Source organism: Pelomonas aquatica, from assembly GCF_026712205.1.
GTDB lineage: Bacteria > Pseudomonadota > Gammaproteobacteria > Burkholderiales > Burkholderiaceae_C > Pelomonas > Pelomonas aquatica.
On the sequence record NZ_JAPPUW010000015.1, the window covers coordinates 97382 to 113375 of the forward strand.

10 protein-coding genes are annotated in these 15994 nt (G+C 70.1%); 4 read left to right on the forward strand and 6 right to left on the reverse strand.

Annotation, left to right across the window (positions count from 1 at the left end; translation table 11 throughout):
• Positions 1-2 precede the first annotated feature (2 nt).
• The gene (locus tag NYP07_RS16680) at positions 3-1502 is read left to right on the forward strand and encodes a serine/threonine protein kinase (RefSeq protein ID WP_268152403.1); all 1500 of its coding nucleotides are present in this window, start codon (positions 3-5) and stop codon (positions 1500-1502) included.
• Here NYP07_RS16680 and NYP07_RS16685 read toward each other — a convergent pair.
• Positions 1441-2604 (reverse strand): chromate transporter, encoded by a 1164-nt coding sequence (locus NYP07_RS16685; protein WP_268152405.1) that lies wholly within the window; start codon positions 2602-2604, stop codon positions 1441-1443. The two genes, NYP07_RS16680 and NYP07_RS16685, sit on opposite strands and share 62 nt — an antisense overlap.
• Positions 2601-3533: a chromate resistance protein ChrB domain-containing protein gene (locus tag NYP07_RS16690; protein WP_268152406.1), complete on the reverse strand. Its 933-nt coding sequence runs from the start codon at positions 3531-3533 to the stop codon at positions 2601-2603. The genes NYP07_RS16685 and NYP07_RS16690 overlap by 4 nt, the downstream gene beginning before the upstream one ends.
• 75 nt (positions 3534-3608) lie before the next feature.
• Between NYP07_RS16690 and NYP07_RS16695 the strand changes: the two genes are divergently transcribed.
• Complete coding sequence (locus NYP07_RS16695) at positions 3609-3935, forward strand: YkgJ family cysteine cluster protein (protein WP_268152408.1); 327 nt, start codon at positions 3609-3611, stop codon at positions 3933-3935.
• 13 nt (positions 3936-3948) lie between these two features.
• On the opposite strand, the gene NYP07_RS16700 is transcribed toward NYP07_RS16695, so the two are convergent.
• The 3 genes from NYP07_RS16700 to pulA form a co-directional block, all read right to left on the reverse strand.
• Positions 3949-5160, reverse strand: coding sequence for a tetratricopeptide repeat protein (locus NYP07_RS16700; protein WP_268152410.1), 1212 nt, complete (start codon positions 5158-5160; stop codon positions 3949-3951).
• 124 nt (positions 5161-5284) lie between these two features.
• Positions 5285-8815, reverse strand: coding sequence for an alpha-1,6-glucosidase domain-containing protein (locus NYP07_RS16705; protein WP_268152412.1), 3531 nt, complete (start codon positions 8813-8815; stop codon positions 5285-5287).
• Between the two features lie 187 nt (positions 8816-9002).
• Positions 9003-11690 carry a pullulanase-type alpha-1,6-glucosidase gene (gene pulA, locus NYP07_RS16710; protein WP_268152414.1) on the reverse strand — a complete coding sequence of 896 codons (2688 nt, stop codon included), beginning with the start codon at positions 11688-11690 and terminating at the stop codon, positions 9003-9005.
• Between the two features lie 118 nt (positions 11691-11808).
• Between pulA and NYP07_RS16715 the strand changes: the two genes are divergently transcribed.
• Entirely contained in the window at positions 11809-13416 is a 1608-nt protein-coding gene (locus NYP07_RS16715) for an alpha-amylase family glycosyl hydrolase (protein ID WP_268152416.1), read from the forward strand.
• Positions 13417-13451: 35 nt separating this feature from the next.
• Positions 13452-15245 (forward strand): glycoside hydrolase family 13 protein, encoded by a 1794-nt coding sequence (locus NYP07_RS16720; RefSeq protein ID WP_268152418.1) that lies wholly within the window; start codon positions 13452-13454, stop codon positions 15243-15245.
• A 52-nt stretch (positions 15246-15297) separates the two neighbouring features.
• Here NYP07_RS16720 and NYP07_RS16725 read toward each other — a convergent pair whose 3' ends face one another.
• Positions 15298-15957, reverse strand: a complete 660-nt coding sequence (locus tag NYP07_RS16725; RefSeq protein WP_268152420.1) for a PEP-CTERM sorting domain-containing protein — start codon at positions 15955-15957, stop codon at positions 15298-15300.
• Positions 15958-15994: the final 37 nt, after the last annotated feature.

Genomic DNA, 15994 nt, shown 5'->3' on the forward strand with positions numbered 1-15994 from the left:
CGATGGCGCCGCCGCCCGCAGCACGCCCCAAGCCGCTGGAAGCCGGCCAGGTGCTGGACGGCTTCCGGCTGGAGGAAAGGCTGCACCAGGGCGGCATGGCCAATCTGTGGCGCGTCAGCCGGGTCGACGGCGGCGACGACGACCACGGCGCCGGGCTGCTGATGAAGGTGCCTCGCATCAAGGGCGGCGAAGACCCGGCCACCATCGTCGGCTTCGAGGTCGAGCAGATGCTGATGCCGCAACTGAGCGGCCCGCATGTGCCGCGCTTCGTCGCCCGCGGCGACTGGACGCGCCAGGCCTTCATCGTCATGGAGCGCATCCCCGGCGACACGCTGCGCCCGCGGCTGGACGACGCGCCGCTGCCGCCCGAGGAGGTGGCCGACATCGGCGCGCGCGTCGCGACGGCGCTGGCGGCCCTGCACCGCCAGCACGTCGTGCACCTGGACATCAAGCCCAGCAACATCATGTTCCGGCCCGACGGCACGGCCGTGCTGGTGGACTTCGGCCTCAGCCGCCACGAGCAGCTGCCCGACCTGCTGGAGGAGGAATTCACGCTGCCCATGGGCACCGGGCCTTACATGAGCCCGGAGCAGGTGCAGTTCGTGCGCAACGACCCGCGCAGCGACCTGTTCGCGCTGGGCGTCATGCTCTACCACCTGGCGACCGGCGAGCGCCCCTTCGGCCAGCCGAACTCGGTGCGCGGCCTGCGCCGCCGCCTTTATGTGGAGCCCGTGCCGCCGCGCGCGATCCGCCCCGAGCTGCCCAAATGGCTGCAGGAAATCATCCTGCACTGCCTGGAGGTCAGGCCCGAGCGCCGCTACCAGAGCGCCGCCCAGCTGGCCCTGGACCTGCGAGAACCCGGCGGCGTGGCGCTGACCGCCCGCGCCGAAAGGCTGCAGGCCAGCGGCGCGATGCGCCGCCTCAAGCGCTGGTTCTTCGCGCTGGGCTCCGAGCCCGCGCCGGTGCCGCCGGCCGGCCAGCAGCTGGCGCGCAGCCCCATCGTGATGGCGGCCGTGGACGTGGGCAATGCGACGCCCGAGCTGCTGGCCCAGCTCTGCGAGACCGTGCGCCGCATCGTGCAGACCGAGGCCGGCGCGCGGCTGGCCTGCGTGTCCGTCATGAAGGTCAACCGCATCGGCATCGACGAGCTGACCGACAAGCAGGGCCAGAGCCTGCACGTGAAGCAGCTGATCGCGCTCAAGCACTGGGCGCGGCCCATCAGCAAGGCGCTGGACCTCGAAGACGGCCGCCTGACCTTCCATGTGCTGGAGGCGCCCGACGCGGCCGGCGCCATCATCGACTTCGCCCACCGCAACGGCGTGGACCACATCGTCATGGGCGCGCGCGGCGCGTCGGCGCTGCGGCGCTACCTGGGCAGCGTGTCGGGCCAGGTGGTGGCCGAGTCGGACTGCACCGTCACCGTCGTGCGCGAGCCGGCGATCAGCCCGCCGCCGTCAACGGGTGCACGGCCAGGCCGATCAGGGCCGCGGCCAGCACGATGAGCGGCTCGGGCAGCTTCCTGAAGCGCCACAGCGCGCCCACCGTCGCGAGCGCCAGCGCGGCCGTCACCCAGTCGGTGATCGAGCGCTGGCCGATGACGATGACGGCCCCGGTGATCGCGCCGATGGCCGCGGCCGTCACGCCGTCGACGAAGGCGGCGATGCCCGGCCGCCTGCCGTGCTTCTTGAAGTAGGGCGCCGGCAGGATCGTGAACAGCCAGCAGGGCACGAAGGTGCCCAGGGCGGCGACGACGGCGCCCCAGAAGCCGGCGACGAGATAGCCGATGAAGCCCGTCGTGATGACGACCGGACCCGGCGTGATCATCGCGACGGCGACCGCGTCGACGAACTGCCGGTCCGTCAGCCAGTGGTGCTCCTGCACGACGCCGCCGTACAGGAAGGGCACGATGGCCAGGCCGCTGCCGAAGACGAAGCTGCCGGCATAGGCGAAGAAGGCGCCGATCTCGACGAGGCGCGGCCAGTCCACCGCGGCGAGCAGGCCTCCTGCCAGCGGCGCCGACGCCGCCAGCCCGTTGAGCCGCCCGCCCAGCCGCGGCGGCGCGCGCAGCAGCCAGACGAGCAGGCCGGCGCCGAGGAAGAGCCAGACCACCTCGGACTGGGTCAGCACCGTCACGCCCGCGCTGACGACGAAGACGGCCCAAAGCAGTTTGTCGCGGCCGATGTTCTTCGCCGTCAGCTTCCAGGCGCTCATCGCGATGATGCCGATGACGGCTGCGCCGACGCCGTAGAACACCGCCTGCATCCAGCCGAGGCCGCCATAGGCCACATAGGCCGCACCTAGCGCGACGACCATCAGGAAGGACGGCAGCACGAAGGCCAGGCCCGCCAGCGTCGCGCCCAGCACGCGGTGGTGCACATAGCCGAGGTAGATCGCGAGCTGGGCCGCCAGCGGCCCCGGCATCAGCTGGGCCAGCGCCATGCCCTCCTTGTAGTCGGACTCGGCGATCCATTGCCGCCGCTCGACGAGGTCGCGGTACATGAAGCCGACCAGGGCCACCGGACCGCCGAAGCCCCAGCTGCCCAGGCCCAGCATGTAGGCGACGAGTTGCCACAAGGTGTAGCGCGGCGGGATGGCATCGTTCATGGCGCGTCCTCGGCGGTTTGGAAAGCGGTCAGCAGGCCTTCGAAGACGCCGGCGCTGGCGAGATGCAGCTGGTCGTCGTCGGCGATGGCCGCGCGCATGCCGGCCAGCACGCGCTCGACGCCGGCCGCCTCGGGCGGCAGCACGCCGCCGACGTCCAGGCCATGCACGAGCAGGCCGAGCCGCAGCAGCGCCGGGGTCTCGAGGTCGAAGCTGGCCAGCAGCGTCTCGAAGGTCACGCGCGCGCCGACATGGCTGAAGCTCGCGCCGTCGAAGTCGAAGCCCAGCGCCTTCTTCGGGCAGTCGGCCGCGGACTTCAGCCAGAGGAAGCGCGCCTCGGGGTCGATGAAGCGGCGGATCAGCCAGGCGCTGGCCAGTCGGTCCACCCAGGGCCGCTCGCGCGTGGCCCAGATGCGCCCGCGGTAGTCGCCGCGGTCCAGGCGCGCGATGGGCCGCTCGGCGGCATGCGGCTCGTCCGGCGCAAGCGCAAGCCGGGCCAGCCGCTCGAACTCGTCGAGCGCCTCGCGGGCCTGGCGCTGCGCCTCGCCGGGAAAGAAGTCGATCGCGGCCAGCTGCTCGAAGCTCCTGCGCAGCTTGCGCGCCAGCCTCTGCGCCTCCAGGGCCTGGGCTTCGTTCAGCAGCCTGCGCCCGGCGGCGATCTCGTCGAGCAGCGCCGCGAACGCGACGCCCCGCTCGAACAGCGGGGCGAAGTCCTCGGCGGCGTCGGTCCTCAGCAGATGGGCGCTGCCCCCGCTCCGGCGCAGCTCATCGGCGATGCCGGCCAGCGCCTGCTGCTGGGCCGGCATGTCCGGCAGCAGATGGACGCCGTCGCGCAGCACCGCGGCGCCGCTGGCCTTCAATGCACGCCAGCTGCGCATGCGGGCGGTGGCGTTCCGGGTCGGCAGCGACAAGATCAGTAGCAACAATTTCATGAAGTAGAGATTACTACAAAGCATGCAAACCCATGCACGGCCCGGGCGCCGTGCCGCGCTGCCTACACTGGCCGGATGAGCGACAACCCCTGTTTGAGCTGCGGCGCCTGCTGCGCGAGCTTCCGCGTCGATTTCGACCGCAGCGAGCTGGACAGCCAGGGCGGTTTCGTGCCCGACGGGCTGGCGGTGGAGCTGACCGGCCGGCTCGTGCGCATGCGCGGCACCGACCAGGCCCAGCCGCGCTGCGCCGCCTTCAGCGGCAAGGTGGGCGTGACGGCGAGCTGCGGCATCCACGAATGGCGCCCCTCGCCCTGCCGGGAGTTCGGCGAGCGCGCCCCCATGGGCATCGGCGACGAGGCCTGCGCACGCGCGCGGGCCCGCCACGGGCTGCCGCCGATCTAGCCTGCGTGGCGGGTTACGACCCTGAGCGCGGTGACAGCAGCTGCTCCCGGCGCCGCTGCTGGTCGCGCAATTCGTTCAGCCAGGCCAGCTTGGCGCCATAGAGCTCCCTGTCCTTGACGGTGGCACTGTTCTCCAGCGCCTTGGCGATTTCGCCGCGCGCACCGCTGACGTCGCCCAGCCCCCAGTTGGCCAGGCCGAGCCAGAAGTGGAACTCGGGCACATAGGCCGCCCGCGCCACCTCCTTGCGGAAGAACTGGCGCGCCGTCGCGAACTCGCCGGCCTTCATCGCGGCCACGCCCTCGTCGAAGAACTTGTAGGGCGGCACGGGCTGGATCTGGGCCAGTTGGTTGGCATAGTTCTGCGCTTCGGCACGGCGGCCCAGGTCGCTGAGCACCAGCACGAGGTTGGACATGGCCTGCACGTTCAGCGGCTCACGGTCCAGCACGAGGCGCAGCGTGGACTCGGCGCGCTCGAGCAGGCCCTTGCGGCGGTAGAGCACGGCCAGCGTGTTGTAGGCGGCCAGCCAGCGCGAGTCGGTCAGGATGGCCGCCCGGGCCCACCAGTAGGCGTCGTCCACCCTGCCGACGCTCAACGACTCGGCCGCGCGGTTGTTCAGGAACATCGCGAGGACGGTGGACTCCTCGATGACGCGGCTGCGCTGGTGGCGCACCTCCTGGGGCGGCAGGAAATCGATGGTCAGCAGCTCGGGCTCGCCGAAGACGGTCGCCCAGGTCGACGCCGCATGCGCACGTTCGAGGCTGATGTTGACGTGGCCGGCCACGAAGAAGATGTCGTGCGAGCGCGTCCAGCTCTCTTCGATGAAGACGCTGTTGAAGTGCACCGGCAGGCTGAGGTGGTGAGCGAAGGCCGCCGTCATCAGCACCAGCGACATGCAGTTGCCGCGCCGGGCCTCGAAGGCCTCGGCGGCCGTGCGGGTGATCTCGCCGTCATAGTCCAGCTGCAGCCGGCCCTTGGTGTAGAGGGCGTCGATGAGGCCGTTGCGCAGGCCCTTGCTGCGGATTTCGCTGGCCATCTCGTGCTCGGCGAAATGCTTCATCGCCGGCGTCAGCGCCATCGCCGACGCAGGATCGATGGGCGTATCGGGCGGCTGGAAGGCCGAGTCGACGAAGACATCGGTGCCGGGCCTGGCCTGCGGCTCGACGGCGCAACCGGCCAGGCCGGCGGCCGCGAGTGCGAGAACGGCGATCAGGGCAGGAATCCTCATGGCGGGCCTCCTTGCTTCACGGGCCCGTCCGCTGCGGCGGCGCGGACTTCCGTGACCGGCGCATGAAAAGGCCTTGAAAGCTTAGTCCCGCCCGCCCCCCGTGTCTTGAGTCATCCTGACAAATTCAATTCAGCACGAACACGGCGGCCGAGCGTGCCGGCAGCGTGAAGCGGCCGGTCGCGCCGTCGAAGCGGGCGCCGGTGGCCACGCGCCGGTCGGCCGCGCCGGCGGCCTGCTGCACCGGGTGCAGTTGCAGCGCCAGGCCCACCTCGCTGGGCGCCGTCAGCACCTGCTCGCTGGTGCCGACGTTGACGAGGTAGACGATGCGCCTGAAGCCGGCGCCCGCGTAGCCGTTGCCGTCCAGCGCGGCGGCGATGACGACCGGGTTCTGGCCCGAGCCGGTGTTCAGGAACTTCAGCCTTGCCTTGATGTCGTCGGCGGAGCGCATGCGGAACAGCGTGGAGCTGGCGCGGATCTTCAGCAGGTCGCGGAAGGCGTCGCGCATCCAGGCGATGTCGCCGGGGGCGGGCTTGATCGCTGCATTGCCCAGCAAGGGCTTGAGCACCGGCCAGTCGCTGCCGTTCTGGCTCTGCACCGGCAGGCCGGCGCCGAAGCCGTTGTCCTGGTAGCTCCAGTCGATGCGATTGAACCAGTCGCCGCTGTCGTAGCTGTTGTGGTCCAGGCTCTTGCTGCGCAGCACGTCGGTGCCGGCGTGGAAATAGGCCACGCCCTGGCTGAAGGCGTTCAGCGCATTGGCCAGCAGCTGCACGCGGGCTCGGTCCTCGCGGCTGGTCGTCGTCGGCAGGCGCAGGGCCAGGATGTCGAACAGGGTCTGGTTGTCGTGGTTCTCGACGTAGTTGACGACCTCGTCGGGCTGGCTGCTCCAGCCGATGAAGTTGCCCAGGCTCCCGGCCGTGACCGTCGCATCCCAATGGGTCGTGAACGGGTAGCTCTTCAGGCTGCCGGCGAGGGACGCCTTGATCTGGTCGCCCAGCCACATCAGGTCGGTCTTGGAGCGGCCGCCGCCCAGTGCGTTGGGGTCGTAGTACAGGCCGCTGACCCAGCCCTGGTTGCTGACGAGGGCGTTGCCCGTGTCGAAGGGCGAACCGCCGCGCACGGCGTCGCGGATGATGGGGTTGAAGCTGCCGATGCCCGCGCCGTTGAGGCTGTAGAGCGAGGCCTGCACGAAGCGGGCGCCGTCGGCCACCTCGCCGAAGTTCCAGCCCTCGCCGATCAGCTGGATGTCGCGGCCCAGCGTGCTCTTCAGCCGCGCCTTGATCGCCTCCATCACCGCACGCGGCTGGTGGCCCATGATGTCGAAGCGGAAGGAGTCGATCTTGTAGTCGCGCGCCCACTGCAGCACCGAGTCGCTCATGAGCTTGCCCATCATGAGGTTCTCGGTGGCGGTGTTGTCGCAGCAGGTCGAGGTCGTCACCTTGCCGGCCGCGTCCAGGCGGTGGTAGTAGCCGGGCACGATGCGGTCCAGCACGGACTTCTCGTTCTGGCCAGAGGCGGTCGTGTGGTTGTAGACCACGTCCATGCCCACGCGGAGGCCGGCGTTCTTCAGGCCCAGCACCATCTGGCGGAATTCGACGATGCGCCTGGCACCGTCGCTCGCATCGCTGGCATAGCTGCCCTCGGGAGCGCTGTAGTGCCAGGGGTCGTAGCCCCAGTTGAAGCAGTCTGTCGCGGCCGTGGCGGCCACGGCGGCCTGCTGGCTGTCGGAATCGGGCGCACCGCTGGGCGACGGCGTCGTGCAGCCGCTCTCTGGCACGGTCGCGAAGTCGAAGGCGGGCATCAGGTGCACATCGGTCAGGCCGGCATCGGCCAGGGCCTTGAGGTGCTTCATGCCGTTCGAGCCGGCCTCGGTGAAGGCCAGGTATTTGCCGCGGTTGGCGGCGCTGACGCTCGCATCGTTGGCCGAGAAATCGCGGATGTGCAGCTCGTAGATGGCCATGTCCGTCTGCGCGGCCACCTTGGCGGACACGGGCGCGCTGTCCCAGCCGGCGGGCTTGAGGCTGGCCGCGCCAAGGTTGGCGACATAGCTGCGCCTGGAGTCCGTCGTCAGGCTGACGGAATACGGGTCGGTGACGAGGTTGCGCACGATGCCGACGCCGCGCACGAAGACCTCGACGGCGAAGCGGTAGTAGGCGCCGGACAGGTCGCCGGCCTTGGCCACGCTCCACACGCCGGTCGCGGCGTCGAAGGCCAGCGTGTCGACCGTCCTGGCGGCACCCGTGCCCGTGTCGTAGGTGAAGACGCTGACCTTCTGCGCCGTCGGCGCCCAGAGCTTGAACGTGGTCTGGCCATTGGCGATCTTCACGCCCAGGTCGTCGACGCCGGCCGCCGCCGCGTAGAGCTCGTCCAGCGCGCCGGGCGTCTGGGCGCTGGTCGCGTTCTGCACATTGCCGCCGGCGTCTTCCTGCACCAGCAGCAGTTGCTGCCTGTGCAGGTCGGCCAGCTGCGCCAGGTCGGCGTCTCGGACCGTCAGCACGACGCCGTTGCCGATGAACTTGAAGCGCGTCGCCGCGGCCGCGGGCAGGCTGGCGGTGAAGCGGTCCAGCGTGAGGGCGCCGTCGGCGCCGGCCACCTTGCCGTCCTTGACCGCGGTGATCTGGGCCGTGGCCGAGTGGTAGAGCTTGAAGCTGCCGCCGGCATCCACCTGCGGCCACTGGATCAGGGCCTTGGTCAGCCAATAGGCCTTGGCATCGGTCGTCGACACGCTGCGCGTGTCCGGCGGCGCGAGATAGACCTGGGCATCGCCCTGCACCAGCCAGACTTCGGCGAACTGGCTCTTGATCGCCAGCGAGCCGTAGTCGATGTGGATGTTGGCGCTGCGGCCGTCCTTGTTGTCCTGGTTGGGCGCAACGCCGTGGATGATGAATTCAAGCGACGTGCGCGTCGCGTCGCTCTTGGGGTTGAGCACGGGCAGGTCGAAGACCACCTCGCCGGCATTGGGCGAGCCGTAGTTGGCCATCTTGCCGAAGGCCACCGCATTGGCCCAATCGCCGATGACGACGCCGGCTGGCAGCGCGGCCGTGTCCAGGCCGCTGCCGCCCCACAGGTGCAGGCCCCAGGCCGGGAAATTGCCGTCGAAGCGCTTGTAGTGCACGCGCACCGTGGCGAGGTCGGGCGCTGCACTGCCCAACGGGTTGGCGGCATAGGTGGCCGTGTCGCCCTGGATGCGCCAGATCTCGTTGGCGCCCGCCTTCAGCACATAGCTCTGATCGGCGCCGCCGTCGTCCTTCACGTCGCCGTTGTGGAAGAGGTAGCCGACGGTGCCGGTCTGCGCGGCCAGCGGCACCTTATAGAACACGCCGAAGGCATCCGTGCCGTCGGCGTTGCGGCCGGCGTTCCAATCGACGCTGGCGGCGGCGCCCCAGTGGTGCAGCTGCCAGCCGGTGTAGTCGCCCGCCGGGCGGCGGTAGTGGACGGTCAGCGTCGTCGCGGCGGAACCCGTCGGCGCGCTCGCCGCGGGGTTGGCGGGCTGGGCCGACAGTACCTTCTGGAAGGCCGTGTCGTTGCCGACGTCCAGCCCTGCGGGCGGCGTGGGCGTGGGGTCGGACGGCGCCGCACCGCCGCCTCCACCCCCTCCGCACGCCGCGAGGGCAAGGGTCAGGACCAGGGTCCAGATGCTGTGTCTCAGGGCTCGCATGTTGTCTCCTGCATGCCGCCCTCATCAGCTCGGGGCGATTGGCGCGGCAGTTTATGGAGTAAAACTACAAGACTAGCGAGTAATTTCCCTTGGAGGCATTACATGCAATTTCATGATGACCTAGGGCTGAATTCATCAACAAAGATCATCTGAAAGTTTCAAAACTACATTTTCAAACTGGGAACCACTAGTCCAGCACAAAGACCGCCGCGCTGCGCCCGGGCACCTCGAAGCGCCCCGCACGCACGCCGGCCTCGCGGCGCACGCGCATGTCGGCGCCGTGGCGCTGCACGGGATGCAGCAGCCAGTGCGCCCGCGCCTCCTCGGGCAGTTCCAGCACCTGGGCCGTGGGCGACACATTGATCAGCGTCAGCACGGCCTTGTAGCCGGGCAGCCCACGGCCATCGATGCGCGTCGCGACCAGCACCGGGTTCTGGCCCGCCCCGCTGCCCGGGAAGCTCAGCCGCTTCTCGATCTCGGCCGCGCTCGACAGCCGCAGCAGCGGCGTGCTGGCGCGGATCTTCAGCAGGTCGCGGAAGACGTCGCGCGCCCAGGCGATCTCGGCCGGGCCGGGCGCGACGGACGGGTCGGCCAGGCGCTCGCGGGCCAGCGCCCAGTCGCGGCCGTCCTGGCCGAAGTTGTCCCGCCTGGGCGGCAGGCCGCTGCCGAAGTGGTTGGTCCGGTAGGACCAGTCGATGCGGTTGAACCAATCGCCCGAGTCGTAGCTGTTGCGGTCCAGGCTCTTGCTGCGCAGGATGTCCTGGCCGGCATGGAAATAGGCCACACCCTGGCTGAAGGCCACCAGCGCCGCGCCCAACATCTGCACGCGGGCGCGGTCGGCGCGCGACGTGGCCAGCGGCAGCTTCAGCGCGTTGACATCGAACAGCGTCTGGTTGTCGTGGTTCTCGACGTAGTTGACGACCTCGCCTGGCTCCGACGCAAAGCCCGCGGGCTGGTCGCCATAGGCGATCTGGTCCAGGCGCCGCTTCTCGCCGCGCCAGGTGGTCAGCCCATAGCCGCGCAGCGCGCCGGCGAGGCCGACGCGGATCATGTCGGCCGCGGCCGGCAGCTCCTCGGGCCTGGGCCTGGCGAGTGCGTTCGGCGCATAGACCAGGCCGTTGAGCCAGCCCTGGCGGCGCACGCTGTCGTCGCCGCCCTCGCCTGCGCTGCCGCCGCGCGCGGCGTCGCGGCCGCGGTCGCTGAACGTGCCGATGCCGCTGCCGTTCAGGCTCAGCTGCGAGGCCTGCACGAAGCGCGCGCCGTTGGCCACTTCGCCGAAGTTCCAGCCCTCGCCCAGCAGTTGCACGGGCCGGCCGGCCTCGGCGTTCACGCGGGCCTGCAAGCGCTCCATCGCCTCGCGCGGCTGGTGGCCCATCAGGTCGAAGCGCATCGAGTCGATGCGGTATTCGCGCACCCACAGCGCCGCCGAATCGATCATCAGCTTGGCCATCATGCGGTTCTCGGTGGCCGTGTTGTCGCAGCAGGTCGAGCGCTCGATGCCGCCCTTGGCGTCCAGGCGGTGGTAGTAGCCGGGCACGAGGCGGTCCAGCACGGATTTCGGATCCTGGCCGGCCGCCGCCATGTGGTTGTAGACCATGTCCATGCCCACGCGCAGGCCGGCCGCGTGCAGGGCCATGACCATCTGCCGGAACTCCACGACGCGCAGGAGGGCATCGGTGGCATAGCTGCCTTCCGGAGCGTTGAAGTGCCAGGGGTCGTAGCCCCAGTTGAAGCAGTCCTCGGCCGCGACAGCCACCACGGCGGCCTGCTGGGCCTCGCCGTCCGGCGGCCCGGCGGGAACGTCGGGCGTCCTGCAGCCGCGCTCGGGCACGCTGGCAAAGTCGAAGACCGGCAGCAGGTGCACATCGGTCAGGCCGGCCCTGGCGAGCGCCTTCAGATGCTTGATGCCGTTGGACGCCGGCTCGGTGAAGGCCAGGTATTTGCCGCGCCAGGCCGGCCTCACCGTCGCATCGCTGGCGGAGAAGTCCCGCACATGCAGCTCGTAGATGACCTGGTCGGTGGCCGCCTTCACGCTCGCGGGTCGCACCGCTGCGTCCCAGCCGCGCGGCTTCAGCGCGGGCGATGCGAGGTCGGCGACGAGGCTCAGCCGCGAGTCGGCCGTCAGCGCGACCGAATAGGGGTCGGTGACGAGATTGCGCACGAGGCCGTGGGTCGGCGTCACGACGTCAACGAGGTAGCGATAGGCCTGGCCGCTCAGGTCGCCCGGCAGTTCGGCACGCCAGACGCCGGTGGCGGCGTCGAAGCGCATCGTGTCGACGGCGACGGCCGCGGACGCCGCCCCCGCATGCCGGCACAGCAGCACGCGCCGGGCCGTCGGTGCCCAGACGGCCCAGCGCGTCCGTGCCTTGCCGGGGTGGGCGCCGAAATCGCCGACCCGCTCGGCCGCCGCATAGAGGTCGTCCAGCGCACCGGCCAGCTGCACACCGGTCGCCGCGATGACGCGGCCATCCGCCGCCTCGTGGACCAGCAGCAGTTGCTCGCGCAGCAGCGCGCCCACATCGGCGCCAACGACGGCAAAACGCGGGCCGTCGCCGATGAAGCGAAAGCGCGCCGGCAGCGCCGCGCCGCTCGCCGCCAGCTCGACCGCACCGTCGCTGCCGGCCACCGATTCACCCGCCACTGCCCGCAGGTCCGCGGCCCGCGCATGATGCAGCCGCACCCGCTCGCCGGGCCGCAGCTTCAGCCCCGGCCATTGCAGCGTCCGGCCGTCCAGCCAGTAGGCCTCGGCCGGCGGTCGCGCGGCCGGTGCCGGCGCGACCACGGCGGCATTGCAGTCGTCCAGGTCGGCGGCCCGGGCCGGGGCGATCAGCAGCATCCAGGCCAGCACGGCGAACAGCGCGGGGCGCAGGGGCATCGATGTCTCCTTGTTGTTCCTTGAAATAGTAGCAAAACTACATCTATCGAAATCACCATGGCGTAAACAGCACTCTCACCGATATGCTCACGCGCCAGAGACAACGTAGTTTGAATACATGACCACCTCGAAACTGCTGACAAGCCTGGCCCTGGCGGCCGCGCTGACGGCCCAGGCCCAGATCGACACCCGCCCCGTGCCGGCCCAGCCCCGGCCGAGCACCCTGCCCGCCCATTGGCAGCAGGGCGTGTTCATGGAGATCTTCGTGCGGGGCTACCAGGACAGCGACGGCGACGGCATCGGCGACCTGCGCGGCCTGACCCGGCGGCTGGACTATCTGCAAAAGCTCGGCATCAGCGGCATCTGGCTGATGCCCATCACCGCCAGCGCCGACCACGACCATGGCTATGCGACGACCGACTTCCGCAGCATCGAGCCGCAGTACGGCACGCTGGCGGATTTCGACACGCTGATCCGCGAGGCCCACAAGCGCGGCATCGGCATCGTGATGGACTACGTCCTCAACCATGCGTCATACCAGTTCCCGCCCTTCCAGGCTGCACTGAAGGATCGCGACGGCCCGTGGCGCAACTGGTTCGTCTGGAACCCCGAGCCCGGCCCCGGCTGGGACATCTGGGGCAAGCTGCCCTGGTACGACGCAGCCGCCCAACCCTGGAACTGGGCCGGCGAGTGGAAGGACCTGCCGCCCCTCAAGCCCGGCTCGCCCGACATCTACTTCGGCACCTTCGGGCCCCACATGCCGGACTTCAACCTGCGCAACCCGGTCGTCGTGCAGTACCACGAGGACTCGCTGCGCTTCTGGCTCAACCGCGGCCTGGACGGCTACCGGCTGGACGCCGTGCCCCACATGATCGAGAACAGCGCCAAGGACTGGAACGACCAGCCCGAGAGCCGCGCGCTGACCAAGCATTTCCAGGACCTGATCAAGAGCTACCCCGGCCGCTACGTCGTCTGCGAGGCCACAGCCGAGCCCATCGCCTACGGCAAGCCGGAGGTCTGCGGCGGCGCCTTCGCCTTCAACCAGAACTACGAGCTGATGAAGGCCGCCAAGGGCGACGTCGCGGCCGTGCAGCGCGTGGCCGACTACTACCGCGCCATGTCGCCGACGATGGCGACCTTCCTGCACAACCACGACATCTTCACCGGCCAGCGCGTGTGGGACCAGCTGCACGGCGACGAGGCGCGCTACCGCCTCGCCGCGGCGAGCTACCTGCTGCTGCCCGGCACGCCCTTCGTCTACTACGGCGAGGAGATCGGCCAGGCCGGCATCGATGGCAAGGGCGCCAGTGACGATTCGCCGCTGCGCTCGCCGATGAGCTGGACACCGGCCGGCGGCTTCTCGACGAACCCGCAGCCCTTCCGCCCGCTGGCGCTGAACCGCAGCCGCCACAACGCCGAGACGCAGCAGCGCGAGCCCGGCTCGCTGTTCAACTTCTACCGCGAGCTGATCGCGCTGCGCCGCGCCTCGCCGGCGCTGACGCTGGGCCGCTACGAGGCCAACCATGTCGACGGCCCCGTCTGGAGCTTCCAGCGCGTGCAGGGCCGCGAGCGCGTGCTCGTCGCCCTCAACTATGGCGACACGCCGGCCACGCTGGCGCTGCCCGCGCAGGCCACCCCGCTCTACCCCAAGGCCGGCGGCAGGCCGGGCGCGCAGGCCACGCTGCCGCCGCTGTCCGTGCAGGTCTACCGCCTGAACACGCCATGAAGAAATCCCTACTCGGCCTTTTGGCTGCCCTCTCGATGAGCCTGAACACCCTGGCCGCCGGCCTGCAGCATGTGGAACCACCGAACTGGTGGGTCGGCATGCGCGACACCTCACTGCAGCTGATGCTGCACGGCCCCGGCATCGCCGACGCGAAGCCGACGCTGGCGCCCTACCCCGGCGTGACGCTGCAAGGCAGCCACCGCGCCGCCAGCCCCAACTACCTGTTCGTCGACCTCGACATCGGCCCCGAGGCCAAGCCAGGCGAGCTGCTGCTGGACATCGCCGGCACGACGCTGCGCTACCCGCTGCTGGCCCGCGCGCCGGGCTCGGCCGCGCGCGAGGGCTTCGGCCCCAAGGATGCGATCTACCTCGTCGTGCCCGACCGCTTCGCCCAGGGCGGCCGCTTCAGCCAGGGCGGCATGAAGGAAGGCCTTGACCGCGCCAACCCCGGCGGCCGCCATGGCGGCGACCTCGCCGGCATGCGCCAGCACCTCGACTACATCGCCGGCCTCGGCTTCACGCAGGTCTGGCCGACGCCCCTGGTCGAGAACAACGGCGCCACCTACAGCTACCACGGCTATGCGGCGACGGACTTCTACAAGGTCGACCCGCGCTTCGGCACGAACGACGACTACCGCGCCTTCGCGGCCGAAGCCCGCACGCGGGGCGTGGGCGTCATCCAGGACATCGTGCTCAACCACATCGGCATCGGCCACTGGTGGATGGCCGACCTGCCGGCGCCGGACTGGGTCAACCAATGGCCGCAGGGCTACACCGAGACCCATCACGCGCGCATGACGCTGCAGGACCCCTATGCCGCGCCCAGCGACCGCCAGCGCTTCACCGACGGCTGGTTCTCCCACGGCATGCCCGACCTGAACCAGCGCCGGCCAGAACTGGCCGCTTATCTGACGCAGATGACGCTGTGGTGGATCGAGAGCGCCGGGCTGTCGGGCATCCGCACCGACACCTGGTCCTACTCCGACCGCGAGTTCCTCACGCACTGGTCGGCCCGCGTCATGCAGGAGTACCCGCGGCTGAACATCGTCGGCGAGGAATGGAGCCCGCATCCGGCTGTCGTCGCCTACTGGCAGCGCGGCAAGCGCAACCACGACGGCTATGTGTCCAGCGCGCCCAGCATGATGGACTTCCCGATGAACGGGCAACTGCTGGCCGCGCTGAGCGAGCACGACGGCCCGCACACCGGCCTGACGCGGCTCTACGAGGGCCTGGCCCACGACTTCGTCTACCCCGACCCGGCCAAGCTCGTGCTGTTCGACGGCAACCACGACACGCCGCGCCTGTTCTCGCTGCTCGGGCGCGACGTGGGCCTGACCAAGATCGCGCTGACCTATCTCGCGACGACGCGGCGCATCCCGCAGCTCTTCTACGGCACCGAGCTGCTGATGGAAAGCCCCGTCGAGCGCGACGACGGCCGCGTGCGCGCCGACATGCCCGGCGGCTGGGCCGGCGACCAGGCCAGCGCCTTCACCGGCACCGGCCTCACCCGCGAGCAGCGCGAGATGCAGGACTGGGTGCGGCGACTCTTCAACTGGCGCAAGCACACGGCCGTCATCCACGACGGCGCGCTGATGCAGTACGCGCCGCTGCAGGACTGCTATGTCTACTTCCGCTACGACGCCGGGCACACGGTGCTGGTCGCGCTGAACAAGGGCGGCCAGCCGGTGGAACTGCCGACCGCGCGCTTCCCCGAGCGCCTGCAGGCGGGCGACCGCGCGCACGACGTCCTGAGCGGCCGCGACTTCGCCATCGGCACGACGCTGAGCCTGCCGGCCCGCGGCGCGCTGATCCTCGAAATCAGGCGCTGAACCAGGCAAAGGCCCCGCGGGGCCTTTGCCTGCATTGAGGCACCGACGCCGATCAGCCCCGGCGGCGGCGCGCCACGAAGCCGATGACGCCAAGCCCGGCCATCAGCAGCGCATAGGTCTCGGGCTCGGGCACCGCCTGCGCGGTGAAGGCATAGGCCACGTTGTTCTGGCTCTGGCCGGTGATGGCGGCCAAGCTGTTGGCGCCGGCCGTGGCCGTCAGCACGAGCTTGGCGTCCTTGATCGTGAAGCCGGCGGCATCGCCGAGCGGCGCCGAGCTCGAACCGTGGAAATAACCACCAGACGACTTGACCAGCGGCGTTTGCGGCAGCACATAGGTCGAGCCATTGAGCACGCTGAGGGTGCCACCCGCGGTCAGGTGGGTCGAGGCCGACGGGCCGAACTCGAAGAAGACGACATTGCCGGCGCTGCTGCTCAGGCTGCTGCCGAGGTTCCAGCCCGCGTTGGCCGTGACCGTGAAGTCGGGAAGCAGCAGCTCCCGCGTGACCGCACCGGCCGCGAAAGACTGCAGCTGCACGTCCTTGAAGCTCCATTCGAAGCCGGCGGCCGTCACATGGCTCAGCACGAAGTCGCTGGCCGCGGCGCCGTCGTAGGTGATCGAGTAGGCGCCGGCATTCACGGTCACGGGCGTGACGGCGGAAGCCAGGCCCGAAGCCAGCAGCGCGGCAGCGGCGGCGAAACCCTTCAACTTCATGGTCTTTCCTCCTTGCGGCCCCAGGTGTGCCCAGGCA